Raw genomic sequence first — 24,827 nt, forward strand, 5'->3', positions numbered from 1 at the left:
CCTGATGTGGGAGCAAGCCCGCTCCCACAATTTTCCGGTGTCAGGCCTCGAGACCGAGAATGTCACGCGCCACGGCTTCCGCGATGCGAATCCCGTCCACACCCGCCGACAGAATCCCGCCCGCATAACCCGCGCCTTCACCGGCCGGGAACAGACCTTTGACGTTCATGCTCTGCAGCGCCTCGTTACGCGTAATGCGCAGCGGCGACGAGGTGCGGGTCTCGATCCCGGTCAGCACCGCATCGTGCAGCGAATAACCGCGAATCTGCTTTTCGAACGCCGGCAAGGCTTCCCGAATGGCTTCAATGGCGAAGTCCGGCAAGGCCAGGGCCAGATCGCCCAATGCCACGCCCGGCTTGTACGATGGCTCGACTTCACCCAGCTCGGTCGAAGGAATGTCGTTGATGAAGTCGCCGACCAGTTGCGCCGGCGCCTTGTAGTCGCTGCCGCCAAGGATGAAGGCGTGGGACTCCAGACGTTCCTGCAGCTCGATCCCGGCCAGCGGGCCGCCTGGATAGTCGACTTCCGGGGTGATGCCGACGACGATGCCGGAGTTGGCGTTGCGCTCGTTACGCGAGTACTGGCTCATGCCGTTGGTGACTACGCGGTTCGGCTCGGAAGTCGCCGCCACCACGGTGCCGCCCGGGCACATGCAGAAGCTGTAGACCGAGCGGCCGTTCTTGGCGTGGTGCACCAGTTTGTAGTCGGCGGCGCCCAACTTGGGGTGGCCGGCGTACTTGCCGAGGCGCGCACGGTCGATCAGCGATTGCGGGTGCTCGATGCGGAAACCCACCGAGAACGGCTTGGCCTCCATGAACACGCCACGGCTGTGGAGCATGCGGAAGGTGTCGCGGGCACTGTGGCCGAGGGCCAGGACCACGTGTCTGGAGTGCAGGATTTCGCCGCTGGCCAGCTCGACGCCGACCAGTTGGCCGTCTTCGATCAGCACGTCGGTGACGCGTTCCTGGAAGCGTACTTCACCGCCCAGAGCGCGGATCTCCTCGCGCATGGTCTCGACCATGCCGGTCAGACGGAACGTACCGATGTGCGGTTTGCTGACGTAGAGGATTTCTTCCGGCGCGCCGGCCTTGACGAACTCGTGCAGGACTTTACGGCCGAGGAATTTCGGGTCCTTGATCTGGCTGTACAGCTTGCCGTCGGAGAACGTGCCCGCGCCGCCTTCTCCAAACTGCACGTTGGACTCGGGGTTGAGCACGCTTTTGCGCCACAGGCCCCAGGTGTCCTTGGTGCGCTGGCGCACTTCGGTGCCGCGTTCGAGGATGATCGGCTTGAAGCCCATCTGCGCCAGCAGCAGGCCGGCGAAGATCCCGCACGGACCGAAACCGACTACGATAGGGCGCTGGCTCAGATCGCTTGGCGCCTGGCCGACGAATTTGTAGCTGACATCCGGCGCCACGTTGACGTTACGGTCGTCGGCGAACTTGCCCAGCACTTTGGCCTCGTCGCGCACTTCGAGGTCGATGGTGTAGATGAAGCACAGTTCGGAGGACTTTTTGCGCGCATCGTAGCTGCGCTTGAACAAGGTGAAATCGAGCAGGTCATCGCTGGCAATGCCCAGGCGTTGCACGATGGCAGCGCGCAGGTCTTCGTCGGGATGGTCGATCGGCAGCTTGAGTTCGGTGATTCGTAACATGACAGGATCCGGTTCGCGGGGCGCACAACTGCGCCAGGGCGTTTGAAGGCGGCGATTATAAGCCGCATCGGCCGGATCCCGTGAGGGTAAAACGATCAGTCGTTGCGCGAGCCGCCGAAATACCCGCAACCGCGCTGTACCTGGCCGTCGATACGCAACTCGGCGCTCATGTGCTGCACGCTGCCAGTGCTGCTGTCGACGCAGCGCTGCGGCGCCACCCACAGTTCGATGCGCTGGTTGTTGGCTTCGCTGCTGAGATTGAAACGACCGTCGCCCAACTGCTCTTCGACGTAAGGCACGGCGAGCGGTGGCTGGCCTTCGCGGTCGATGACCAGGCCCTTGCCGCTGACTTTTACGTTCCACTCCGGGCCATGGCCGGCGGCGCGCAGGATCAGCTGTTTGAAGTTGGGATCGTCGCAGGCGCTGCCGGAGCGTTCGACGCGATAGAGCTGAGTCAGGTCGAGGCGGTCGCCGGCGATCTTCCCGCGCACGTCGGCGAACAGCTTGCCTTGCTTATCGGCCAGGGTGGCGGCCTCTTGCAGGACGCTGGTGCCGCCGATGTCATTGACTACGTATTGGCGCTGCTCGCCGCAGGCCTGGAACACCAGTTTGCCGTCGGCAGCGGTCAGTTGCCCCTGCATCCGCGTCTGGCCGACGTGGGAGGCGCTTTCCCGCGCGCCATCGAACAACTGGCACGCGGCAAACAACGGGAGCAGGGCAACAACGATCAGGGAACGGGCAACACGCATCTTCGGCTCTCCAGACAAGTGCCGCCACGTTACGCAGGCTGACCGTTCATCACAAGGGTTTAGCCCACGTGAAATGTCTGACCTGTCTGCAAGCCTTCGACACTCTTGGCGTAGGCCAATGCCACATCCGCCGCAGGAACCGGCTTGTAGCCACGGAAGTACGGGGCGTAGCTGCCCATGGCTTCGACCAGCACGGTCGGGCTGATCGAGTTCACGCGCAGACCGCGTGGCATTTCGATGGCGGCGGCCCTCACGAAGCTGTCCAGCGCGCCGTTGACCAGTGCAGCCGAGGCGCCGCTGCGGATCGGATCGTGGCTGAGCACGCCGGTGGTGAAGGTGAATGATGCGCCGTCGTTGGCGAATTCGCGGCCGATCAGCAGCAGATTGACCTGGCCCATCAACTTGTCCTTCAGGCCGAGGGCGAAGCTGTCTTCGGTCATGTCACCCAGTGGAGCGAAGGTCACGTTGCCGGCGGCGCAGACCAGCGCGTCGAACTTGCCGGTCTGTTCGAACAGCTTGCGAATCGATGCGCTGTCGCTGATATCCACCTGATAATCGCCGCTGCTGCGGCCGATACGAATGACTTCATGACGCTGCGACAGCTCTTTGTCCACGGCCGAACCGATGGTGCCGCCCGCGCCGATCAACAGAATTTTCATCGTGATTGCCTCAAGTGATTGAACGAGGTTTCAGTCTAGAGTGGTTTTTTCTGCGGATAAGCGCACTAATGGGCAACCTTTGGTTTTCAATTGGAAACAATCCATGAGCGAGATGGATGATCTGGCGGCGTTCGCGGTGTTGATCGAGGCCGGCAGCTTTACCCTGGCGGCGCAGCAATTGGGGTGCAGCAAGGGACAGTTGTCCAAGCGCATCAGTCAGCTGGAGGCGCGGTTTTCCGTGGTCTTGCTGCAACGCACCACGCGTCGTCTTAGCCTGACGGCGGCCGGTGCGGCATTGTTGCCACAGGCTCAGGCGCTTGTCGTCCAGGTGGAGCGAGCGCGTCAGGCGTTGGCACGATTGAAGGACGACATGGCCGGTCCGGTGCGTATGACGGTTCCGGTGTCGCTGGGAGAAACCTTCTTCGACGGCCTGTTGCTGGATTTCTCGCAGAAATACCCCGAGGTGCAGATCGAACTGGAGCTGAACAACAGCTACCGCGACCTGTCCCGCGAAGGCTTCGATCTGGCGATCCGCACTGAAGTCGCCAATGACGAGCGACTGGTGGCCAGACCGCTGCTGGCCTGGCAGGAAATGACCTGCGCCAGTCCTGAATATCTGGAGCGCTTTGGCGAACCGCTGACGCCGCAGGCGCTGGCCGAGCACCGTTGCCTGCTCAACAGTCATTACAGCGGTCGTGAAGAATGGCTCTATCACCAACAGCACGAACTGCTGCGGGTGCGGGTGTCGGGACCGTTCGCCAGCAATCACTACAACCTGTTGAAGAAAGCCGCACTGGCCGGCGCCGGGATCGCTCGCTTGCCGTCCTATCTGTTGCAGACGGAATTGGCTGACGGCCGATTGCGCTGGCTCCTGCGCGATTTTCAGACCCGCCGCATGCCGATGTATCTGGTGCATCCGTATCAGGGCGGGCTACCGAAACGCACTCAGGTACTGGCGGATTACCTGATCGGCTGGTTCAAACTCAGCGGCGAAGCGCTGGACCGGTTGTAGTGCCGGGCGATCAGGTGATCGATCGACACTTTTCCCGGCCCGGTGGCCATCAGGTACAGCAACACCGCCATCCAGGTGCCGTGGGTCGGGTACGCATCCGGATACACGAACAGCTGAATGGTCAGGGTCATGCCCAGCAATGCCAGCGCCGAAAAGCGCGTGGCGAAGCCGATGAGGATCAGGATCGGGAAAAAGTGTTCGGCGAACGCTGCCAGGTGCGCGGCGATTTCCGGCGACAGCAGCGGCACGTGGTACTCGCTCTTGAACAGCGGAATCGTCGAGTCGGCAAGACGTGGCCAGCCGAACTCGAAGGTGCCATCGATCAGGTCGACGGCCAGCCCTTCGACCTTGGTCTGCCCGGATTTCCAGAACACCGCCGCGATGGAAAAACGCGCGATGAAGGCGATCAGGCTGTGAGGGATTTTTTCCAGCAGCGCGATGGCGCGGGCAATGAGACTGTTCATGACAACACCTTTGGGTGGAAATGAGTGATGACGTGGCGGCTGATGAGCAGGGCGAGGGTCTGGCTGAGGTCGAAGGCCTCGGCGGATTCCAGCGCTTGCGTGAGTGACAGGCCAGCTTTGAGCTGGCGAATAAACTGGCTGGCGCCGCGATCCACGGTGAACACCTCGACTTCCAGTCCGTTGCGCAGGATCAGCGCGTGTTGAGCGTGATGCAGATCGATCCCGGCCAGGGTCGCGTCGTGCTGATGCGCGGCCCAGATGTCCACCACGGCGAAGTTTGAATCGAGCAGATGCAGCGAAGGGTGCAGGCCGATGCGCAGTTCGTTGAGCGCATCGGCATCGGCGAATACAGCGGCGATTCGCTCCTGACTCAGGGGTAACACATCGGCAGCGTGGTAGGCCTGCGTGCGCAAGCGTTCCAGCCTCGCGATATCGGCCAGATAGGGAACGCACGCGGCTGGTTCGAACTCACTGATGAAGTCCGCCAGTTCACGGCCGTAGTCGCTCATCAACGGACTGTGTGGCGGATGGCTTTGCACAAAAACTCCGGCCATGGCCCGAAAGAATTCGTCACCCACCAACTGCCTCACCACGGGATAGCTGTCGGCCAACGCGTTGATCAGCGAACCCTGCACGTTGTTGCGGTACACCGCGAAACGGCTGGCTGGATCGGCGCCGTTGGCACTGCACAAACCGTCGGGGCAGGGCAGAACGATATCGAGCAACGCTGCGCTGAATGCGGCTTGAGTGCTCATGGCCGACCTCCCGCGAACAGCAACAGCTCATCGGCCTGCTGTGCTTCCGCCAACAGCACCTTGAAGGCCGGCACCTGATTGTCCCGTTCGATCAGCGTCGCCACCGGGCCGACACGTTCCAGCGCTAGCCGGTACAGCGACCAGACCGCTTGATCGATCGGTGCGCCGTGATCGTCGATCAGCAAGCGATCACCGAGGCTGTCGGCATCTTCGGCGAACCCCGCCAGATGAATTTCGCTCACTGCATGCAGCGGCAGGGCATCGAGGTAAGTCAGGGGATCGCGCTGATGGTTGATGCACGAGACGTAGACATTGTTCACGTCCAGCAACAGACCGCAGCCAGTGCGCCGGATGACTCCACGGATGAAATCGGCTTCGTCGATGGTCGAGCGCTGGAACGCCAGATAGGTCGCCGGGTTCTCCAGCAGCATCGGACGCTTGAGGGTGTTCTGTACCTGGTCGATGTGTTCGCAGACGCGGTTCAGCGTCGGCGTGTCGTAAGCAAGGGGCAGCAGGTCATTAAGGAACACCGGGCCATGGCTCGACCAGGCCAGGTGTTCGGAAAAGGAGTGGGGTTGATAGCGCTCGATCAGTGCCGCCAGGCGTTTGAGGTGCTGGACATCCAGCGCGCCTTCGGCACCGATGGACAGCCCGACGCCATGCAGCGAGAGCGGATACGCCTCGCGAATCAATCCCAGAAAATGATGAAACGGGCCGCCGGCCACCATGTAGTTTTCGGCGTGGACTTCGAAGAAACCGATGTCCGGACGTGAATCGAGCACTTCGCTGAAGTGCTCGCTCTTGAGCCCCAGCCCGGCACGGGACGGGAGCCCGGTGAGGGCTGCCCGAGTGCGGCGCAAGGCATGGTCGCGGGATGTGATCATGATCGACACTCGGGCGGCTCCCGGATCAGGACTTGGCTTTGAACGCTTCGAGCTGACCGAAACCGGTCGGCGAGGTTTTGCTTTCGGTGGTGGCGCAGGTGCCTTTCGGAACCAGCTTCCAGGCGTTGGCCTGATAATCCATTTTCGCGGTGCCGGCACAGGTGGTGCCTGCGCCTGCGGCGCAATCGTTCTTGCCTTTCATGGCCACGCCGAAGCATTTTTCCATGTTGTCGTCAGCGGCGTGGGCGGTGGAGACGGCAGCGATGCTCAGGGCGGAACCGAGGGCCAGAACCAGGGCGGTGGCGGACAGGGTGCGGGTGGTAGCAGTCATGATGTTTCTCCGGTTTGAACTTGGGTTTGAACAAGCGATTGCGCTTGCTTGCCCCACTAGAGAAACGACCTCGGGATGCGTTACAGCCCGGACAATTTTTTTTTGGATTGACAGTGCGCCAGAACATCACCCACATCTCGCGCTCGACCATTCGTCGCAAATGCCCATCAACCTGTAATTTCTGACAGTAGCCAACGACGTGCCACCGGCGTTCCATTGTCACGGGAGCCGCGCCGATCAGCGTGTGCTCAGTGTGCCCTCGGTATCAAGGAGATACAGGCCATGAGAAAACGTCTGAACAGGTTCGTCCCGTTATGTATGTTTGCGTTGCTGTTGCAGAGCACTGGCAGCTATGCCGAATCGTGCGCGGAGACACTGAAAACGGTTGAAGAGTTGTACAACAACACAGTGGCCAGTTGCGGGCCGGACCCGGCGTCGGACTGTTCAGGGTTGATCATTCGCGGCACTCACCGTGCCGATCCGGCGAAAGGGCAGCAATGGGATGTCTGGAATCCCAGTCCCACCGCCCTGAAGCTGGGCACTTTCGCTGCTTCCTACATGCGTGCCGACACCATCAGCTACGCCGATCCGGGAATGAGTACTCAGAACGGCTATATCATCAATCCAGTGGACCGGGTGCGTAATCCCGAGACACCGGTGCACGTCTATTGCGCATTCCCCAACGATGCCTGGACCGACTATCGAGACGACCGGGGGTGTGGCAACAACCAGAACACCGCCCAGAGCGAGGCGGTGTGCCAGGCTATGGTTCCGCCGATAACCAATGCCAAAGCCTGGGTCGCCCACTTCACCAGATTCAACAACGACAAGATGCAGGATCAGTTGCAATGTGGCTTCAACATGCGCAACCCCATGAGCAGCAAGGAGCGGGTCGATGCCTTCCGCAACTTCATGGAGGCGCGGCGAGTGATCAACTCTCGTGAGTTCCAGACCCAGACCGAGTTGCGCCTGGGTAATCCGAAAACCGATGAATTGCCGATTCTGGCGTTCTTCTACAGCGATCAACGCGGCTTGAATGATGCCTTGGCCAATCAGCGCGACTACAAGGCCAAGACCGGCAAGGAGCGCAATGTGATCAAGATCAACTTCCCCAAAACACCGACCGCCAAGGCGACTTTTTCCTGCGTAGCGGCCACACCCGAACCGACCCCGAAATTCTGTGAAAAGTACATTGAATCGAGCTCCTGGAGTCAGCGCCCCGACCCTGTGCTCGGGCCGAATACCTGGTCGTTGCAGGTCGTGCCTACCGCTTGCGGCCGGGCGATCAAGGAAGATCAGACCGACCGGATGTTTGCCGAGCTGTACAACAAGCACAAGGACGATGCGCAATGGCGTGAGTACAGCGTCAATGGCGGATCGCTGCGTCGGCAGATGGTTTGTCATTTCCAGCATGTCTATCAGGGCCGGGCGGTGAGGGACAAACCGGTCTGGAACCTTGAGCCGGCCCGGCCATACGTCGATCAGGCCACGGCCCTGAAGATGGATTGCAATCCCTATTGACGGTCGCAGTGTCCAGCACTGAGCTGCCGGTACCGCAGAGGTGCCGGCATTCTCAGGGCATAAAAAAACGGCCCCGGAGGGCCGTTCGTTATCGCGCGCGATCCATCAACCGCCGAGGTACGCCTCGCGCACTTTCGGGTCGGTCAGCAGCGCTTCGCCGGTGCCTTGCATCACCACCCGGCCGTTCTCCAGAACGTACGCACGGTCAGCGATTTTCAGCGCCTGGTTGGCGTTCTGTTCGACCAGGAACACCGTCACACCGTCCTTGCGCAGCTGTTCGATGATGTCGAAGATCTGCTGGATGATGATCGGTGCCAGGCCCAGCGACGGCTCGTCGAGCAGCAGCAGTTTCGGCTTGCTCATCAGCGCACGGCCGATGGCGAGCATTTGCTGTTCGCCGCCGGACATGGTGCCGCCGCGCTGGTTGAAGCGTTCTTTCAGGCGTGGGAAAAGTCCGAGAACCTTGTCCATCTGTTCCTGATAGTCGCCCTTGTCGGTGAAGAATCCGCCCATGGACAGGTTTTCTTCGACGGTCAGACGGGCAAACACCCGACGACCTTCCGGCACCACGGCAATGCTCTTGCGCATGATCTGCGACGAGTCCTGGCCGACCAGTTCCTCACCCATGTAGCGGATGCTGCCGCTGTGGGCCTGCGGCGAACCGCAGAGCGTCATCAGCAGGGTGGACTTGCCGGCACCGTTGGCGCCGATCAGGGTCACGATCTCGCCCTGGCGGACTTCGACGTTGACGCTGTGCAGCGCCTGGATCTTGCCGTAGAAGGTGGAAACGTTTTCGAACTGCAGCATTTACGCTTCCCCCAGGTAGGCTTTGATCACTTCAGGATTGTCACGGATCTGCTCCGGCGTGCCGTCGGCCAGGGGCGTGCCCTGGTTGATCACGACGATGTGGTCGGAAATGCTCATGACCAGTTTCATGTCGTGTTCGATCAGCAGCACGGTCACGTTGTGCTCTTCACGCAGCACGCTGATCAGCGCCTTGAGGTCTTCGGTTTCCTTCGGGTTCAGGCCGGCGGCCGGTTCGTCGAGCATGAGGATCCGCGGGCGGGTCATCATGCAGCGGGCGATTTCCAGGCGACGTTGCTGACCGTAAGCCAGGGTGCCGGCAGGGCGGTTGGCGAACTCTTTGAGGTTGACCTTTTCCAGCCAGTACTCGGCGAACTCCATGGCCTCGCGCTCGCTCTTGCGAAACGCCGGGGTCTTGAACAGGCCGGACAGGAAGTTGGTGTTCAAGTGACGGTGCTGGGCGATCAACAGGTTCTCGACCGCCGTCATGTCCTTGAACAGGCGCACGTTCTGGAAGGTGCGCACCACGCCTTTGAGGGCGATCTTGTGGCCCGGCAGGCCGTGGATCGGCTCGCCGTCCAGCAGGATGCTGCCGCCCGATGGCTGGTAGAAACCGGTCAGGCAGTTGAACACGGTGGTCTTGCCCGCGCCGTTCGGCCCGATCAGTGCAACCACCTGTTTCTCTTTGACGGTCAGGGCCACGCCGTTGACCGCCAGCAGGCCGCCGAAGCGCATGCTCAGATTTTCGACTTTCAGGATCTCGCGGCTCATTTGCGCAGCTCCATGTGAGGACGTTGCATGGGCAGCAGACCTTGAGGTCGCCAGATCATCATCAGCACCATCAGGGCGCCGAACATCAACATGCGGTACTCACTGAACTCACGCATCATTTCCGGCAGCAGGATCATCACCACGGCCGCGAGAATCACGCCCAGTTGCGAGCCCATGCCACCCAGCACCACGATGGCGAGGATGATCGCCGACTCGATGAAGGTGAACGATTCCGGCGTCACCAGACCCTGACGGGCGGCGAAGAAGCTGCCGGCGAAACCGGCGAAGCTCGCGCCCAGGGTGAACGCCGAGAGCTTGATCACGGTCGGGTTGAGACCCAGCGCGCGGCAGGCGATTTCATCTTCACGCAGCGCTTCCCACGCACGGCCGATCGGCATGCGCAGCAGGCGGTTGATGATGAACAGCGCCGCCAGCGCCAGCAGCAGGGCAACCAGGTAGAGGAAGATCACCTTGTTGATCGAGTTGTATTGCAGGCCGAAATACTCGTGGAAGGTTTGCAGGCCTTCCGCAGCCTTGCGTTCGAAGGTCAGGCCGAAGAACGTCGGTTTCTCGATGTTGCTGATGCCGTTCGGGCCGCCGGTGATGTCGGTCAGGTTACGCAGGAACAGGCGGATGATTTCCCCGAAGCCGAGGGTCACGATCGCCAGGTAGTCGCCGCGCAGACGCAACACCGGGAAGCCGAGCAGGAAGCCGAACGTCGCCGCCATCAGGCCGGCAATCGGCAGGCAGATCCAGAAGCTCAGGCCGTAGTAGTGCGACAGCAGCGCGTAGCTGTAGGCGCCGACGGCGTAGAAACCGACGTAACCCAGGTCGAGCAGACCGGCCAGACCGACCACGATGTTCAGGCCCAGGCCGAGCATCACGTAGATCAGGATCAGCGTCGCGATGTCCACCGCGCCACGGGAGCCGAAGAACGGCCACACCAGCGCACCGATGATCAGCGCGATGATGAAGTAGCGCTGGGTGGAAGGCAGGGTCAGGAAGTTGCTGGCCTTGGCCGGGATCAGCGGCATGCCCGGCGAAGAACGCCACGCCTTGCTGATCTGCTGGTTGAACAGCACTCGCAGGAACATCAGCACCGAGCAGATGGCGATGGTCGCCAGAATGGCCGGGCTGGTGTTGTGCACTTCCAGGTTGATGCCGACGATGGTCAGTTTCAGACCCAGTACCGGATAGGCCACGGCCCAGACCAGCAAGGCGCTGAACAGCGCCTGTTTAAGATTCCTAGTCATACTTTCTCAACCTCCGGACGGCCCAGAATGCCGGTCGGACGGAACAACAGCACCAGAACCAACAAGCCGAAAGCCACGACGTCCTTGTACTGGTCGCCGAAGATATCGGCGCCAAAGGCTTCCGCCACCCCGAGCACCAGCCCGCCGAGCATGGCGCCGGGGATGCTGCCGATCCCGCCCAGTACCGCGGCGGTGAAGGCCTTGAGGCCGACGAGGAAACCGGCGTTCGGGTTGATCACGCCGTATTGCATGCTCAGCAGCACGGCCGCGACGGCCGCCAGCGCAGCACCGATGACGAAGGTCAGGGCGATGATGTTGTTGGTGTTGATGCCCAGCAGGTTGGCCATCTTGATGTCTTCGGCGCAGGCGCGGCACGCGCGGCCCAGGCGAGAGCGGGAGATGAACAGCGTGAGGCTGAGCATGGCGATCAGGGTCACCACGAACACCACGATTTGCATGTAGGAAATCAGCACTTCATGTGCGCCACCCGGGCCGAAGGCGAAGTTGCCCGGAATCAGGTTGGGGATTGCTTTGTCCTTGGAGTCTTGCGCCAGCAGAACCGTGTTCTGCAGGAAGATCGACATACCGATCGCGGAAATCAGCGGGATCAGACGGTTGCTGCCGCGCAACGGGCGGTAGGCAATGCGTTCGATGCTGTAACCGTAGGAACTGGTGACGACGATGCTGGCGATGAACGCCACGGTCATCAACAGCGGGACGCTTTCGAGTCCCATCATGGTCAGCCCGGCGATGGCGATGAACGCCACGTAGGAGCCGATCATGTACACCTCGCCGTGGGCGAAGTTGATCATTCCAATGATGCCGTAGACCATCGTGTAGCCGATGGCGATCAGGGCATACATGCTGCCAACGTTCAAGCCGTTAACCAGCTGTTGGAAGAAGTGATAGATGTCAGGCATTACAGCGCTCCTAAAAACCTGATACGCATTTCACTGGTGGAGTCATTTTCCCGCCCGGTCCCGTGGATCTATATCCACTTCGAATCCGGGTTTTGCCAGCGAACCGCTGATGACGGTTTTGAGATTTTCAGGTGGGGAGACTGGCGGATCACGCCAGCGCGGCCCAATACATTCGTAAAACAAAGCCCACGGCACGCCGTGGGCTTTATTGGCAGTCAGTCAGGCAGCGCCTTACTGAGGCGACACTTCGGTTTTAGGTTTGCCGTTGTGCCACTCGTAAACCACGAATTTGAAGTCCTTCAGGTCGCCCTTGTCGTCGAAGCTCAGGTCGCCGGTAGGTGTCTTGAAGGTGCCTTTGTGGATGGCTTCAGCCACCTTGGCAGCATCTTCGGACTTGGCAGCCTTGATACCTTCGGCAATCACTTCAACGGCCGAGTAGGACGGGAACACGAACGGACCGCTCGGGTCTTCTTTCTTGGCCTTGAATGCATCGGCCAGGGCCACGTTGGCCGGATCCTGGTCGAAGGACTTCGGCAGGGTCACCAGCAGGCCTTCGGACGCGTCCTTGGCGATCTGGGTGATCGAGTCGTTACCCACGCCTTCCGGACCCATGAACCTGGCTTTCAGGCCTTTTTCCTGGGCTTGACGCAGGATCAGGCCCAGCTCCGGGTGGTAGCCGCCGTAGTAGACGAAGTCGACGTTGGCTTGCTTGAGCTTGGCGATGATCGCGGAGAAGTCCTTGTCGCCGGCGTTGACGCCTTCGAACACGGCAACCTTGGTGCCTTTCTTCTCGAGGGTGGATTTGACGGCGGTGGCGATGCCTTCACCGTACTGCTGCTTGTCGTGCAGCACGCCGACGATTTTCGGTTTCACGTGATCGGCAATGTAGTTACCGGCGGCAGGGCCCTGGGCGCTGTCCAGACCGATGGTGCGGAAGACCATTTTGTAACCACGGTTGGTGATGTCCGGGCTGGTGGCAGCCGGGGTGATCATGATCACGCCTTCGTCTTCGTAGATGTCCGAAGCAGGCTGGGTGGAGCTGGAGCACAGGTGACCGACCACGAACTTGACGCCGTCGTTGACGACCTTGTTCGCGACCGCTACCGCTTGTTTGGGATCGCAGGCGTCATCGTATTCAACGGCTTCGAGCTTCTTGCCGTCGACGCCGCCCTTGGCGTTGATCTGTTCGATGGCCATTTTCGCGCCACTGAACTGCATGTCGCCGTACTGGGCTACTGGACCGGTTTTAGGGCCGGCGATACCGATCTTGATGGTGTCAGCTGCGAACGAATGGCTGGCAACCCCGGCCAGAACCATAGCGGCAAACAGTTTGGAAATCTGCTTAGTAGCCTTAGTCATAGTGCTCCACTCTTACTGTTGTATTTTTTAGAGTCCTGACGCCGTAGCAGCAGAACCGGGACAGATATCTGGGCGATACCCTCCGGAAAAGCCCCCGGCAACTGTACCGGTACAGTGTAGAGCGCCGGTTGTTGGCCTGGGAAGCTGGCGCCAGGGGGCAAAACCTGAGGGTGTCGCTTTAATGAAAGAAAAAGACAGAATTGCGGCGGGACGTTCAGAGGGCTTATGCCCCAATCATCAGCATTCCTTGGCGTTCCTGCTCTTTTCGTTCGGTACGGCCTTTTGCAACCGGGTTTTTCTGCCGGACCACCGACGTTATCATTCGCGCCGATTTCTTTTCCGGACAGTCCCATGAATCAAGAACCTAGCACCCTCTATGCCAAGCTGCTTGGTGAAACCGCATCTATTACCTGGAAAGAGTTGGAGCGCTTCTATGCCCAGGGTGCCCTATTGTGGGTCGACGCCAGCCTGGATTTGATCGCGGTCGCTGAGGCCGTGGCATCGGATCAGGGCGAGAAAGTCGCTGCCTGGCTGGCCGAAGACAAGGTCGCCAAGCTGTCTGAAACGCGGGCGCTGGATATTTTCGAGCGTGATCCCGAGATGTGGGCGGTGGTGGTCCGGCCGTGGATCCTGATCCAGGAAAGGGCAGCGACCTGACGGGTTGCACCCTATTGGTGCGGGCGCTGACCGGCAAAAAGTGTGTAGCGGAGTAGCGTGATGGCCGATTGCCGTAGAGAAATGCCACAGGCGGGGGTGGCATAACGGTGACGTAAACGTAACGGGCACAGTTTATTGAGCAGCCTGACGGCTGCTTAATTGTTTCGGGATGTTGGAAAGGCTGAATAAATCGGGGAATTTGAGCGCCCCATCGCGAGCAGGCTCGCTCCCACAGGAAACGCATTCCAATGTGGGAGCGAGCCTGCTCGCGATGGCGGCGCCTCGGTCTGATGTCAGACCGAGTAAGTCTTGCCCGTATGGTTATTGAGGGAAATAACCTTGGTCTTGCCGATCCGGTGACGGTAGATCTCGCGCAGGTACTTGATCGACTTCTTCACGCAATCGCGCGACAGGCGAATGTCATTGATCGAGACAAACTTCTCTTTGTCGTTGATCAACTCGCGGTACTTCTTCTCGTACATCGGCTTGATCGCGTACCAGTTGGTATCGAGGATCTTCGCCGGGTTCTCGAATTCGTTGAGCAGGTCGTCGATGCGGTCCTCGTCGAACTCTTCCTGAATGATGAAATCGAGGATCGAGTTGTCCAGGGTCTCGTCGAAACGGTACGGCGTCTTGGCAAAGCAACGCTTGATGAATGCCACGATCAGCGTCAGGAAGTCGTCCGACAGGCACGGGCTCTTGGCGATCAGGGTGGTCAGCGACAGGTTGGCCGAGGCGCCGATCACCAGCGCGTAGCGCTTGAGCGTGGTGTTGGGGAACAGGCTGTTGAGGTGAGTCTTCAACCGGTTCAGGTCCATGTACGACAGCTTGTAGTCTTTCGGCAGCGAAACGATCGAGACCACCGACGAGCAGTTCTTGAAGAAGTGCAGGTCGTGCAGCGCAGCCGCGTCGTAGCCGGAGTTCTTGTATTGCTCAAGCGAGGCGCGATAACGCTTGGACTCGATCGGCAGCAGGCTGATGCCTTCGATGGCCTGGGTCACTTTATTGAAGTGCGGCAGGTCGATCGAGCGGAAAAACAGGTCGTCGATGTTCAGGCGCTGCGGCTCTTTGTCGAACACCTTGAACTTGTCGCTGCTCGGCGGCGGGGTTTCCGGCACCACGGATTCGGCGTAGGCAATCGCCACCGGGCCGGCCAGACTCATGAACAGGTCGTTGGCGTCCAGGCGAATGGTCTCGCCGATGTCGATGCCGGCGCGACGGAAATAGTTCTGGTCGTAGTCGGTCGTGACCGCCTGGGCCGTCAGAATGTTGAAGATCTGCTGCGAGATGTATTGGTTGGCGTGCTTCTCCATCGCATTGACATCAATGTTCTGGATGTTGCCGTCATCGCTCTCTTCGGCGTAACGCATGATGTCGTTGGAAATCAGCATCATCGCGTTCCATGGGCGGATACGGCCCATGACGCTGGCTTCGCTGCTGTCTTCGTTGGCGAAGTTGTACGAGAAATCCCATTCTTCCGAGAGGTATTTGCACAGCAGGCGGCCGGCGTTGATGTGCAGCGCCTCAGACATTTCGCTGCGGTGGTCGGAAATGTTCGGCAGCACGCAGATGCCGCTGGTGAAGATCGGTTCGAACACGAAGGAATGACCGCTCTTGCCGTCATGCTCGTCCATCGGCTTGGTGTCGAACGTCTTGTTCATGTACGAGTGCTGCTGGGCCAGGCCGAATTCCGAGGCCATGCCCGAACCGGTACCACCGCCGGCACTGAAGATCGAGAAATACAGGCGCGACTGGTTGGCCTTGATGCCGCAGCTGTCGATCAGGTACGAGTGGATCATTTTCCAGTCAGGGCTGGAGAAACGCTGGGTGTCCTTGTTGAGGATGATCTTCGCCAGGTACTGGCCGAGAATCGGCGCGTTACCGGCGCCACCGGCGTGGACTTCGGACAAGTCCATGATCTTCATCTTGCTGTAGTCGCGCAGGAAACCGCTTTTTTCGCCCTTGCGCGAGAAACGGATACGCCCGGCAATGTCCTTGTCGAGGTCGCCGAGCATCACCAGCGGTTCCACCAGGAACACCGGTTTGGTCGACTTGTTCGGGCCGATCCGCAGGTTCTGCTTGATCCACTGGGCCGGGCCGTAGCCTTTGTCGGAGGCCAGGCGACGGTCAGCCGCGCGATCTTCGCTGTTGAATTCGTTGAGGTAGAACTTGCGCGCGTTGTACACCAGCTCCGCCACGTCGAGGGCGATGTTGGAACCGCAGCGACCGAGGCCGATCAGGCACACCGACGGGAATTCCTGATCGTTGTGCTGTTCGTTGTCGCCTTCCAGGTGCGGCGGGCGCGGGAACACCAGGTCACGCAGGCCATCGAGGTTGTCGAGGATGCGGTCGGTATTGGTTTCGGTGAAGTACAGGTATTGCTGGGTGCCCAGCGGGCGCGAGGGGGGCAATGGCTTCATCGGGGCAGGGCTGTTCGCCGCAGGGCTCAGAGTCAGATCGGATACCGCAGTGGCCGGATTGTTTTTAGAAGTCATTGAGCGCCATCTACCTGGACTGGTTGGTTCATCGACCGCTGTCGTCGAACCTCACGGAATGGGAATCTCGCGTCTTTTTTCTGCGCGTATTTGGCCCGTGCGTCAGGGGTCTGGCCTGAGTGTCGCGCGGGGGAATCCTTTCCTGATTGATGATGGATCGGCCATTATTCGGCGATCTTTAATCAAAAGGAGGCTAAATGATGTCAACGCGACCTTCGTTGGGTTTTGCCGGAATCGGCCTGATGGGCCTGCCGATGTGCCGCCGTCTGCTGGCTGCCGGTTACCCGCTGACCGTGTGGAACCGCAACCCGGCCAAGTGTGCGCCGCTGGTCGAGGCGGGCGCCCGGCGGGTGGCGACGCCCGCTGAGCTCTGTGCGCAGGCTGACGTGGTGATGCTGTGCCTGGCCGACACGGCGGTGGTACGCGAAGTGGTGTTCGGCCCGGCCGGTGTGGCGCAAGGGGCGAAGCGCGGTCAGTTGCTGGTGGATTTTTCCAGCCTCGAACCGACGGCCACCCGTGAAATGGCCGCCGAACTGGCCGACAAGACAGGCATGGCCTGGCTCGATTCGCCGGTGTCCGGCGGGGTGGTCGGCGCCGAGGCCGGCAGCCTGGCGATCATGGTGGGCGGTGATGCAGCGGATCTTGATCGCGTACGACCGGTACTGCTCGAACTCGGGCAGCGCGTCACGCACATGGGTGGCGTCGGCGCCGGTCAGGTGACCAAGGCCTGCAATCAGATGATCGTCGCCTGCAACGCTTTGGTGATCGCCGAAGTGGTGGCGCTGGCCGAGCAGGCCGGGGTCGATGCCAGCCTGATTGCCGAAGCGCTGGCCGGTGGTTTTGCCGATTCCAGACCGTTGCAGATCCTCGCCCCGCAAATGGCCGAAAGCCGTTTCGAGCCGGTGAAATGGCACGTGCGCACGCTGCTCAAGGATCTGGATACCGCGGTGAAATTTTCCCGGGAAACCGGTTCGGCCACACCGATCAGCGGATTGGCCGCACAACTGATGCGCCTGCATGGGGCGCAAGGCTTTTTGCAGAAGGATCCAGCGACACTGGTGCAAATGTACCGCGGGCCAGACTCAGCGGATTGAGCACGTGCGCGTGTTTGCGCTGATTGATTTCCTCCAGTACCGGGCGCAGTTCGGCCAGTGGCACCGGGCGGCTGAGCAGGTAGCCCTGAATGAAGTCGCAGCCCGAGCGCTCGAGGAATTCGTACTGCTCCAGGCTTTCGACGCCTTCGGTGACCACCTGCAAATGCAGGGTGTGCGCCATGACGATGATCGCCTGGACGATTTCCATGTCGGCGGTGGCCTTGGGGATGTCGAGGATGAACGAGCGGTCGACCTTCAGGGTGTTGAGCGGCAGGCGCTTGAGATAGGCCAGCGACGAATAGCCGGTGCCGAAGTCGTCGATCGACAATGATACGCCGAGGGCGCGGATCTGCCGCAGCAGCACCAGGGTGTTGGCGATGTTGCCCATCAAGGCGTTTTCGGTGACCTCCAGTTCCAGCCGTTCCGGGGCGACCCCGGCGCTGCGCAAGGCGTGCTCGATTTCATTGGCCAGCTCTTCCCGGGCCAGATTCAGCGGTGAGCAGTTCCAGGCGATCTTCAGCTCTTCACAGCCATGGCGCGACAGCTCGCCGAGATCTTCACAGGCCTTGCGCAGGACCCAGTTGTCAAGCTCGGCAATCAGGCCGTTGTTTTCGGCGATGGCGATGAAGCGATCCGGGGTGAGCAGGCCGTGCACCGGGTGCTGCCAGCGGATCAGCGCTTCGAGCTTGGTGACCTTGCCGGTCTTGAGTTCGAAGATCGGCTGGTAATACAGCAGCAGACCGTTCTCCTGACGCAGGGCGTGGCGCAGCTCTTCCTCCAGTTGCAGTTCGAGGCTGGCGCGGTTTTTCAGGTTGGAATCGAAAAAGTGCACGCCGTTGCGCCCGGCGCCTTTGGATTGGTACAGCGCCAGATCCGCGTGCTTGAGCAGTTCATCGCAGGTCGAGCCGTCCTCGGGAAACAAGCTGATACCGATGCTGGTGGTCATCACCATGCGTCGTCCGGCAAGTTCGATCGGTTCTTTCATCTTGAGCATGATGCGTTGCGCCAGATTGCGCGCTTCTTCGCGGTCGCGCAGGCCGATGAGGATGCAGAACTCGTCGCCGCCGAATCGCGCGACCACGTCTTCATGACTGCGCACCGAGCCCTTGATGTGCTGGGCGATGACCTTCAGCAGTTCGTCGCCGGCGTCATGGCCGAGGCTGTCGTTGATGCGTTTGAAGTGGTCGATGTCGAGGAACATCACCGCCAGCATCCCGCCTTCGCTGGTTTTCTGGCTGAGTTTTTCAGCGAAGATCTGATTGAAGCCGCGCCGGTTGATCAGGTTGGTCAGGGCGTCGTAGTTGGCCACGTGCTGCAGCGACATGCGCGCCTGATCAAGCTGGCTGAGCAGGGCGTTGACCCGGCGCAGATCGTGTTCCTTGTTCTGCAGCTTCTTGTCGGCCAGCGCGGCGCTGATCGCGCTGCCCAGGATCAGCAACGTGATCAGGGCGACGGTGAGGCCCAGTTGCAAGTGACTGGATTGCGACGCCAGGGTCGGCAATTGCCCCTCGGGCAGCACCAGTTGCAGCGCCGCCATGCCGGTGAAATGCATGCTGAGGATGCCGGCGCCGAGAATCAGCGCGGCCAGGTATTTGAGCATCTGGATGTGCAGGCCACTGCCTTCGCGCAAGTTGCCGGCAACCCACAACGCCGCGAAGCTGGCGCCGATGGCGATCACGATCGACGACAGGAACAGGGTGGGCTCGTAGTAGGCCGTGGCGGCGGATTCGATGGCGGCCATGCCGACGTAATGCATGCCGGCGATGCCGAGGCCGATGACGATGGCGGTCTTGAGGTACTGCAGCAGGTTCGGTTGGGGCGTGCTCAGGGTGTGCATCGCCAGCCAGGACGCCAGTAACGCGATCACCAGGGAAAACAGGGTCACGGGCAGGTCGTATTGGATGTCGATCGGCGCCTGGAACGCCAGCATGCTGATGAAGTGCATCGCCCAGATGCCGCCGGCCAGGCAGGTTGCGCCGATCCAGCGCCACAGGCGTTGCGAACCGGGCTCTTCAGCATGGGCGACCCGTTCGGCCATGTCGAGGGTGGCAAAACTCGCGGCGCAGGCAACCAGATAGGCCACCAGCACCAACAGGGGATTGTGTGTGCAGTTGAGGATGACCTGCCCGCTCTCCGGCTGCTCGGCAACAAATTGCAAACCAAGCCACTCCATAGCATGCCCCGTCTCTGAATACGTCCTTACTGCGTCATCAACGCAGGCGAATGTTTGCAGTATAGAGGCGGTTTTTGCCGTGCAAGCGGTAGTGGCACATTGGCGCTAATGATTTCGGCATTAGCGTCATAGCGATTGGCTCTAAGCGTTGAAGCGCCTGAATTCAGGCGACTTCGTTCCAGTGCGGTTGCAGCGGTGGCAGGCCGAAACGGGCACGTGCCTTGTCGCAGTCGGTATTCTGTTCGCCGTTTTCCCACGACGCTTCGAACTCCCGGCAGGGGCTGGAACGCTTGTCGTAGATCGTGCAACTCACGGCTGTTCCGACTTCGCCCTCCAGCGCGGTGCAGCGCGGCGCCTTGCGGTCGGTGCCGATCATCGCGACCCGGCTGGGCGTGATCTGGGTGACCAGTTCATCGGGCACGGTCCCGCCGGAGGATGCGCATTCACCCCAGAAAAATGACACACGAAAATGGGAACAGCAGGCACCGCAATTCAGACACGGACTGACTTCGGACATGGGCGGGATATCAAAGGGGTTGATCGGCAGGATCCGGACGGATCCGGCGGCCATTCTAGGCTTCGCCACGGCGTTGGGAAGGGGGGCGTGAAAGTATTTTTTCATTGCCGGATTTTTCCGCAAAACCCCCGGTTTTCGGGGGATTCGAAGCATTTCAAGGGCTTACGTTTCGTTACACGGCCATGGCCCGTCATCAGGCTTGCGAATGATCACAGACAGCCCCGACGAGCGTGACTAGATTGCAGGTTCCGGGCTCGATGCGTTGGCAGTGAAGCCCTAATAACAATAAAGAGACGGACCCATGCAGAACTCGACCCAAGCGGCGAATGCCTGGCGCATTCTGTTCCTGCTGTTCCTTGCCAACCTGTTCAACTTCTTCGATCGCACCATCCCGGCGATCATCATCGAGCCGATCCGCATGGAGTGGCACCTCAGCGACTTCCAGCTGGGGATCGTCGGCACCGCGTTCACTCTGGTTTACGCGATTGCCGGATTACCACTGGGCCGCCTGGCCGACACCGGTTCGCGCAGCAAACTGATGGGCTGGGGCCTGGCGACCTGGAGCGCGCTGACGGCGGTCAACGGTCTGGTCGGCAGTTTCTGGAGTTTCCTGCTGGTGCGCATGGGCATCGGCATTGGTGAAGCCAGTTACGCGCCCGCCGCCAACTCGCTGATCGGCGATCTGTTCCCGGCCCATCGCCGGGCCCGGGCCATGGGCATTTTCATGCTCGGCCTGCCGCTGGGACTGCTGCTAGCCTTCTTCACCATCGGCTGGATGGTCAAGGCGTTCGACAGCTGGCGCGCGCCGTTCTTCATCGCCGCCGTGCCGGGGCTGGTGCTGGCGGTGTTCATGTTCTTCATCAAGGAACCCAAGCGCGGCGCGGCGGAAACCGTGCAGGTGTCCCAGGAGAAAGTCGACAAGCCGATTCGCCGCGTCCTCGCGGTTCCGACCTTCCTGTGGCTGGTGATGGCCGGGCTGTGCTTCAACTTTGCGACCTACGCCTGCAACTCGTTCCTGGTGCCGATGCTGCAGCGTTATTTCCTGATGCCGTTGCAGGACGCGGCGGTGGCGACCGGGGTAATCGTCGGTGTGACCGGGTTGATCGGCCTGACCCTCGGTGGCTGGATCGCCGACAAGATTCACCAGCGGGTGGCTAACGGGCGACTGCTGTTTGCCGCGTTCAGCCTGATCATCTCGACCCTGTGCACGGCGTGGGCGCTGCATGCCGGGCGCATCGAGATCGGGGTGTTCGTCGCGGTGTTCAGTGTGGGCTGGCTGTTCGCCTACAACTTCTACACCTGTGTGTACACGGCGATTCAGGACGTGGTTGAACCGCGCCTGCGGGCCACGGCGATGGCGCTGTTCTTTGCCGGGTTGTATTTGCTGGGGGGCGGTCTGGGGCCAGTGGTGGTCGGTGGTTTGTCGGATCACTTCGCCAGGTCGGCGATGGCCTCGGCGGGCGCCGAGCAGATGACCGAGGCGTTCAAGGCCGTCGGGCTGCATGATGCGATGTACCTGATTCCGGTGGCGTTGTTCCTGACCATGGTGTTCCTGTTCCTCGCCTCGCGCTGTTTTGTGCGGGATGCGAAGCGGATGAAGGACGGGATGGTGGCGGTGGTTGAGCCAGAGGGTGCAGCGGTGACTGCGTAATCGCCTTCGCGAGCAAGCCCGCTCCCACATTCGACCGCATTTCCTCCTGAAGGAAACCGGCCAACTGTGGGAGCGGGCTTGCTCGCGAAGAGGCAATCAGCCGCGCAGGATAAATATCAGGCAAACAAAAAAGGCCCGCATCGCTGCGGGCCTTTTCATTTTTGGCGATGGAGCAGGGCGGTTTAGCCCGCCACCAGCACCCGGATCGCTTCCAGTCGCAGCGCCGCTTTGTCGAGCATCGCCAGACCTTGTTCACGCTGCTTGCGCAGGGCGTCCAGTTCGCTGTCGCGCACGGTCGGATTGACCGCCTGCAACGCGGTCAGGCGTGCCAGTTCTTCGTCGGTGTCGGCTGCCAGACGGCGGCGGGCCTCGGCGACGCGCTCGGCGTGGCGCGGGGTGACCTTGTCTTCACCGGCGTTGATCCGTGGCGTCAGCTGATCGCGCTGGGCCTGGATGAACTTGTTGGCGCTGGCGCGCGGCACGCTTTCCAGTTGATCGTTCAAGGTCTCGAACGCCACGCGCGACGACAGGTCGTTGCCGTTGGCGTCGAGCAGGCAGCGCAGGGCGGCCGGCGGCAGGTAACGGCCCAATTGCAGCGAACGCGGGGCAACCACTTCGCTGACGTAGAGCAGTTCCAGCAGCACGGTGCCCGGCTTGAGCGCCTTGTTCTTGATCAACGCGACGGCGGTGTTGCCCATCGAACCGGACAGCACCAGATCCATGCCGCCCTGCACCATCGGGTGTTCCCAGGTGATGAACTGCATGTCTTCGCGTGACAGCGCCTGGTTGCGGTCGTAGGTGATGGTCACGCCTTCGTCGTCGCCCAGCGGGAAACTGGCGTCGAGCATCTTCTCGCTCGGCTTGAGGATCAGGGCGTTTTCCGAATGGTCTTCGCTGTCGATGCCGAACGCGTCGAACAGGGTTTCCATATAGATCGGCAGGGCGAACTGGTCGTCCTGTTCGAGGATGGCCTCGACCAGCGCTTCACCTTCGCCGGCGCCGCCGGAGTTGAGTTCCAGCAGGCGGTCGCGACCGGTGTGCAGCTCGGCTTCCAGGCGCTCGCGCTCGGTGCGCGCCTCGTCGATCAGCGCTTGCCACTCGCCGTCGTCGGCCTCTTCGAGCAGCGGCAGCAGGCGCGAGCCGAACTGATGCTGCAAGGCGTTGCCGGTCGGGCAGGTGTTGAGGAATGCGTTCAGTGCTTCGTGATACCACTGGAACAGGCGCTCTTGCGGGCTGGTTTCCAGGTACGGCACGTGCAGTTCGATGATGTGCTTCTGGCCGATCCGGTCGAGACGACCGATCCGCTGTTCCAGCAGGTCCGGGTGCGACGGCAGATCGAACAGCACCAGGTGGTGGGCGAACTGGAAGTTGCGACCTTCACTGCCGATTTCCGAGCAGATCAGCACCTGTGCGCCGAACTCTTCGTCGGCGAAGTAGGCGGCGGCACGGTCACGCTCGAGGATGTTCATGCCTTCGTGGAACACCGTGGCCGGGATGCCGGAGCGCACGCGCAGGGCGTCTTCCAGGTCCATCGCGGTTTCGGCGTGGGCGCAGATCACCAGTACTTTGGTGCGCTTGAGCATCTTCAGCTGGTCGATCAGCCACTCGACGCGCGGGTCGAATTTCCACCAGCGATCTTCTTCGCTGGCGTCCGGCTGGGCCTGGAAGCTGACTTCCGGGTACAGCTCGGCGTGTTCGCCCAGGGGCAGTTCGAGGTATTCGTCCGGGCATGGCAGCGGGTACGGGTGCAGTTTGCGCTCCGGGAAACCCTGCACGGCGGCGCGGGTGTTACGGAACAGCACGCGGCCGGTGCCGTGGCGGTCGAGCAGTTCACGCACGAGGCGGGCGCTGGCTTCGGTGTCGCCATCGTTGACGGCGGTGAGCAGGGCTTCACCTTCGTTGCCGAGGAAACCGTGGATGGTCTTGTGCGCGGCCGGCGACAGGCGACCCTTGTCCAGCAGCTCCTGAACGGCTTCGGCCACCGGGCGATAGTTTTCGCTCTCGGCGCGGAAGGCGGCCAGGTCATGGAAACGGTTCGGGTCGAGCAGGCGCAGACGGGCGAAGTGGCTGTCCTGACCGAGTTGTTCCGGGGTGGCGGTGAGCAGCAGCACGCCGGGAATGACCTCGGCCAGCTGTTCAACCAGCGAGTATTCCGGGCTGACTTTCTCTTCGTGCCACACCAGGTGGTGGGCTTCGTCGACCACCATCAGGTCCCAACCGGCAGCGAACAGGGCGTCCTGCGCCTTTTCATCGTCGACCAGCCACTCCAGCGCCACCAGGGCCAGCTGGGTGTCTTCGAACGGGTTGGTGGCATCGCTTTCGATGAAGCGTTCTTCGTCGAACAGCGCGACCTGCAGGTTGAAGCGGCGGCGCATTTCCACCAGCCATTGGTGCTGGAGGTTTTCCGGCACCAGGATCAGCACGCGGTTGGCGCGGCCCGACAGCAACTGGCGATGGATCACCAGGCCGGCTTCGATGGTCTTGCCCAGACCCACTTCGTCCGCCAGCAATACGCGCGGCGCGATGCGGTCGGCGACTTCACGGGCAATGTGCAACTGGTGGGCGATCGGTTGCGCACGCACGCCGCCCAGGCCCCAGAGCGAAGACTGCAACTGGCGGCTGGTGTGTTCCAGGGTGTGATAACGCAGGGAGAACCACGCCAGCGGATCGATCTGCCCGGCGAACAGACGGTCGCTGGCCAGACGGAACTGAATGAAGTTCGATAGTTGGGTTTCCGGCAGGGTGACCGCTTCGTTCTGCGCGTTGAGGCCGTGGTAGACCATCAGGCCGTCGACGTCGTCGACTTGCTGGACAGTCATCTTCCAGCCTTCGAAGTGAGTGATCGAGTCGCCGGGCGAGAACCGCACGCGGGTGAGGGGCGCATTCCGTAGCGCGTACTGGCGAGTCTCGCCAGTGGCCGGGTAAAGCACGGTCAACAAGCGGCCGTCCTGTGCCAGAACGGTGCCTAAACCAAGCTCTGCTTCGCTGTCACTGATCCAGCGTTGCCCCGGTTGATACTGCTGCGCCATGCTGCCTGACTCCCACCTTGAAAAAGCGGGCTATCTTAACGGAATGAGGGCCCGAGGCCAAAGGATAAGGAGCCT

General features: G+C 61.2%; 21 protein-coding genes. 5 read left to right on the plus strand and 16 right to left on the minus strand.

Features of this window, described 5'->3' with window-relative positions; all coding sequences use genetic code 11:
* Window positions 1-40: 40 nt before the first annotated feature.
* The 3 genes from CAG25_RS17665 to CAG25_RS17675 all read right to left on the minus strand — a co-directional run bounded on the left by CAG25_RS17665 (window position 41) and on the right by CAG25_RS17675 (window position 3,062).
* Complete coding sequence (locus CAG25_RS17665) at window positions 41-1,654, minus strand: NAD(P)/FAD-dependent oxidoreductase (protein WP_085612363.1); 1,614 nt, start codon at window positions 1,652-1,654, stop codon at window positions 41-43.
* Window positions 1,655-1,749: 95 nt separating this feature from the next.
* Complete coding sequence (locus CAG25_RS17670; protein WP_085612364.1) at window positions 1,750-2,403, minus strand: COG3650 family protein; 654 nt, start codon at window positions 2,401-2,403, stop codon at window positions 1,750-1,752.
* A gap of 59 nt (window positions 2,404-2,462) precedes the next feature.
* On the minus strand, window positions 2,463-3,062 hold the full coding sequence (locus tag CAG25_RS17675) for a short chain dehydrogenase (protein ID WP_085612365.1): 600 nt from the start codon (window positions 3,060-3,062) through the stop codon (window positions 2,463-2,465).
* A gap of 103 nt (window positions 3,063-3,165) precedes the next feature.
* Here CAG25_RS17675 and CAG25_RS17680 point away from each other — a divergent pair, with 103 nt between their 5' ends.
* Window positions 3,166-4,074 carry a LysR family transcriptional regulator gene (locus CAG25_RS17680; RefSeq protein ID WP_085612366.1) on the plus strand — a complete coding sequence of 303 codons (909 nt, stop codon included), beginning with the start codon at window positions 3,166-3,168 and terminating at the stop codon, window positions 4,072-4,074.
* On the opposite strand, the gene CAG25_RS17685 is transcribed toward CAG25_RS17680, so the two are convergent.
* The 4 genes from CAG25_RS17685 to CAG25_RS17700 are packed head-to-tail and all read right to left on the minus strand — an operon-like array spanning window position 4,023 to window position 6,508.
* On the minus strand, window positions 4,023-4,538 hold the full coding sequence (locus CAG25_RS17685; protein ID WP_085612367.1) for a DoxX family protein: 516 nt from the start codon (window positions 4,536-4,538) through the stop codon (window positions 4,023-4,025). The two genes, CAG25_RS17680 and CAG25_RS17685, sit on opposite strands and share 52 nt — an antisense overlap.
* Window positions 4,535-5,293 (minus strand): DUF2063 domain-containing protein, encoded by a 759-nt coding sequence (locus tag CAG25_RS17690; RefSeq protein WP_085612368.1) that lies wholly within the window; start codon window positions 5,291-5,293, stop codon window positions 4,535-4,537. The genes CAG25_RS17685 and CAG25_RS17690 overlap by 4 nt, the downstream gene beginning before the upstream one ends.
* The gene (locus tag CAG25_RS17695; protein ID WP_085612401.1) at window positions 5,290-6,177 is read right to left on the minus strand and encodes a DUF692 domain-containing protein; all 888 of its coding nucleotides are present in this window, start codon (window positions 6,175-6,177) and stop codon (window positions 5,290-5,292) included. The genes CAG25_RS17690 and CAG25_RS17695 overlap by 4 nt, the downstream gene beginning before the upstream one ends.
* Before the next feature lie 25 nt (window positions 6,178-6,202).
* Window positions 6,203-6,508 carry a DUF2282 domain-containing protein gene (locus tag CAG25_RS17700; RefSeq protein ID WP_085612369.1) on the minus strand — a complete coding sequence of 102 codons (306 nt, stop codon included), beginning with the start codon at window positions 6,506-6,508 and terminating at the stop codon, window positions 6,203-6,205.
* Window positions 6,509-6,790: 282 nt separating this feature from the next.
* On the opposite strand from CAG25_RS17700, the gene CAG25_RS17705 reads away from it, so the two are divergent.
* The gene (locus CAG25_RS17705; protein ID WP_085612370.1) at window positions 6,791-8,029 is read left to right on the plus strand and encodes a DUF2599 domain-containing protein; all 1,239 of its coding nucleotides are present in this window, start codon (window positions 6,791-6,793) and stop codon (window positions 8,027-8,029) included.
* A 105-nt stretch (window positions 8,030-8,134) separates the two neighbouring features.
* Here the strand turns inward: CAG25_RS17705 and CAG25_RS17710 are convergent, their stop codons facing one another.
* The 5 genes from CAG25_RS17710 to CAG25_RS17730 form a co-directional block, all read right to left on the minus strand.
* The gene (locus tag CAG25_RS17710) at window positions 8,135-8,836 is read right to left on the minus strand and encodes an ABC transporter ATP-binding protein (RefSeq protein ID WP_003222380.1); all 702 of its coding nucleotides are present in this window, start codon (window positions 8,834-8,836) and stop codon (window positions 8,135-8,137) included.
* On the minus strand, window positions 8,837-9,604 hold the full coding sequence (livG, locus tag CAG25_RS17715) for a high-affinity branched-chain amino acid ABC transporter ATP-binding protein LivG (RefSeq protein ID WP_007959160.1): 768 nt from the start codon (window positions 9,602-9,604) through the stop codon (window positions 8,837-8,839). It abuts the gene before it with no gap.
* Window positions 9,601-10,857, minus strand: a complete 1,257-nt coding sequence (locus tag CAG25_RS17720; RefSeq protein WP_039771392.1) for a high-affinity branched-chain amino acid ABC transporter permease LivM — start codon at window positions 10,855-10,857, stop codon at window positions 9,601-9,603. The genes livG and CAG25_RS17720 overlap by 4 nt, the downstream gene beginning before the upstream one ends.
* Window positions 10,854-11,777 carry a high-affinity branched-chain amino acid ABC transporter permease LivH gene (gene livH / locus CAG25_RS17725; RefSeq protein ID WP_085612371.1) on the minus strand — a complete coding sequence of 308 codons (924 nt, stop codon included), beginning with the start codon at window positions 11,775-11,777 and terminating at the stop codon, window positions 10,854-10,856. Before livH ends, CAG25_RS17720 begins: the two co-directional genes overlap by 4 nt.
* A 231-nt stretch (window positions 11,778-12,008) precedes the next feature.
* Entirely contained in the window at window positions 12,009-13,136 is a 1,128-nt protein-coding gene (locus CAG25_RS17730) for a branched-chain amino acid ABC transporter substrate-binding protein (protein WP_085612372.1), read from the minus strand.
* Window positions 13,137-13,487: 351 nt separating this feature from the next.
* Here CAG25_RS17730 and CAG25_RS17740 point away from each other — a divergent pair, with 351 nt between their 5' ends.
* Complete coding sequence (locus CAG25_RS17740) at window positions 13,488-13,793, plus strand: DUF2288 domain-containing protein (RefSeq protein ID WP_085612373.1); 306 nt, start codon at window positions 13,488-13,490, stop codon at window positions 13,791-13,793.
* Between the two features lie 293 nt (window positions 13,794-14,086).
* On the opposite strand, the gene CAG25_RS17745 is transcribed toward CAG25_RS17740, so the two are convergent.
* Window positions 14,087-16,288, minus strand: coding sequence for a hypothetical protein (locus tag CAG25_RS17745; RefSeq protein ID WP_085612374.1), 2,202 nt, complete (start codon window positions 16,286-16,288; stop codon window positions 14,087-14,089).
* Window positions 16,289-16,485: 197 nt separating this feature from the next.
* On the opposite strand from CAG25_RS17745, the gene CAG25_RS17750 reads away from it, so the two are divergent.
* Entirely contained in the window at window positions 16,486-17,382 is an 897-nt protein-coding gene (locus CAG25_RS17750; protein WP_178076479.1) for an NAD(P)-dependent oxidoreductase, read from the plus strand.
* Here the strand turns inward: CAG25_RS17750 and CAG25_RS17755 are convergent.
* Together CAG25_RS17755 and CAG25_RS17760 are read right to left on the minus strand one after the other, a co-directional pair.
* On the minus strand, window positions 17,273-19,555 hold the full coding sequence (locus CAG25_RS17755; protein WP_085612375.1) for a bifunctional diguanylate cyclase/phosphodiesterase: 2,283 nt from the start codon (window positions 19,553-19,555) through the stop codon (window positions 17,273-17,275). The genes CAG25_RS17750 and CAG25_RS17755 overlap by 110 nt on opposite strands.
* A gap of 163 nt (window positions 19,556-19,718) precedes the next feature.
* Window positions 19,719-20,072 (minus strand): YkgJ family cysteine cluster protein, encoded by a 354-nt coding sequence (locus tag CAG25_RS17760; RefSeq protein WP_039771496.1) that lies wholly within the window; start codon window positions 20,070-20,072, stop codon window positions 19,719-19,721.
* Between the two features lie 301 nt (window positions 20,073-20,373).
* Here CAG25_RS17760 and CAG25_RS17765 point away from each other — a divergent pair, with 301 nt between their 5' ends.
* The gene (locus tag CAG25_RS17765) at window positions 20,374-21,723 is read left to right on the plus strand and encodes an MFS transporter (RefSeq protein WP_085612376.1); all 1,350 of its coding nucleotides are present in this window, start codon (window positions 20,374-20,376) and stop codon (window positions 21,721-21,723) included.
* A gap of 182 nt (window positions 21,724-21,905) precedes the next feature.
* On the opposite strand, the gene rapA is transcribed toward CAG25_RS17765, so the two are convergent.
* Entirely contained in the window at window positions 21,906-24,752 is a 2,847-nt protein-coding gene (gene rapA, locus CAG25_RS17770; protein ID WP_085612377.1) for an RNA polymerase-associated protein RapA, read from the minus strand.
* Between the last annotated feature and the right edge of the window lie 75 nt (window positions 24,753-24,827).

The organism is Pseudomonas sp. B16(2017), from assembly GCF_002113205.1.
Lineage (GTDB): Bacteria > Pseudomonadota > Gammaproteobacteria > Pseudomonadales > Pseudomonadaceae > Aquipseudomonas > Aquipseudomonas pharyngis.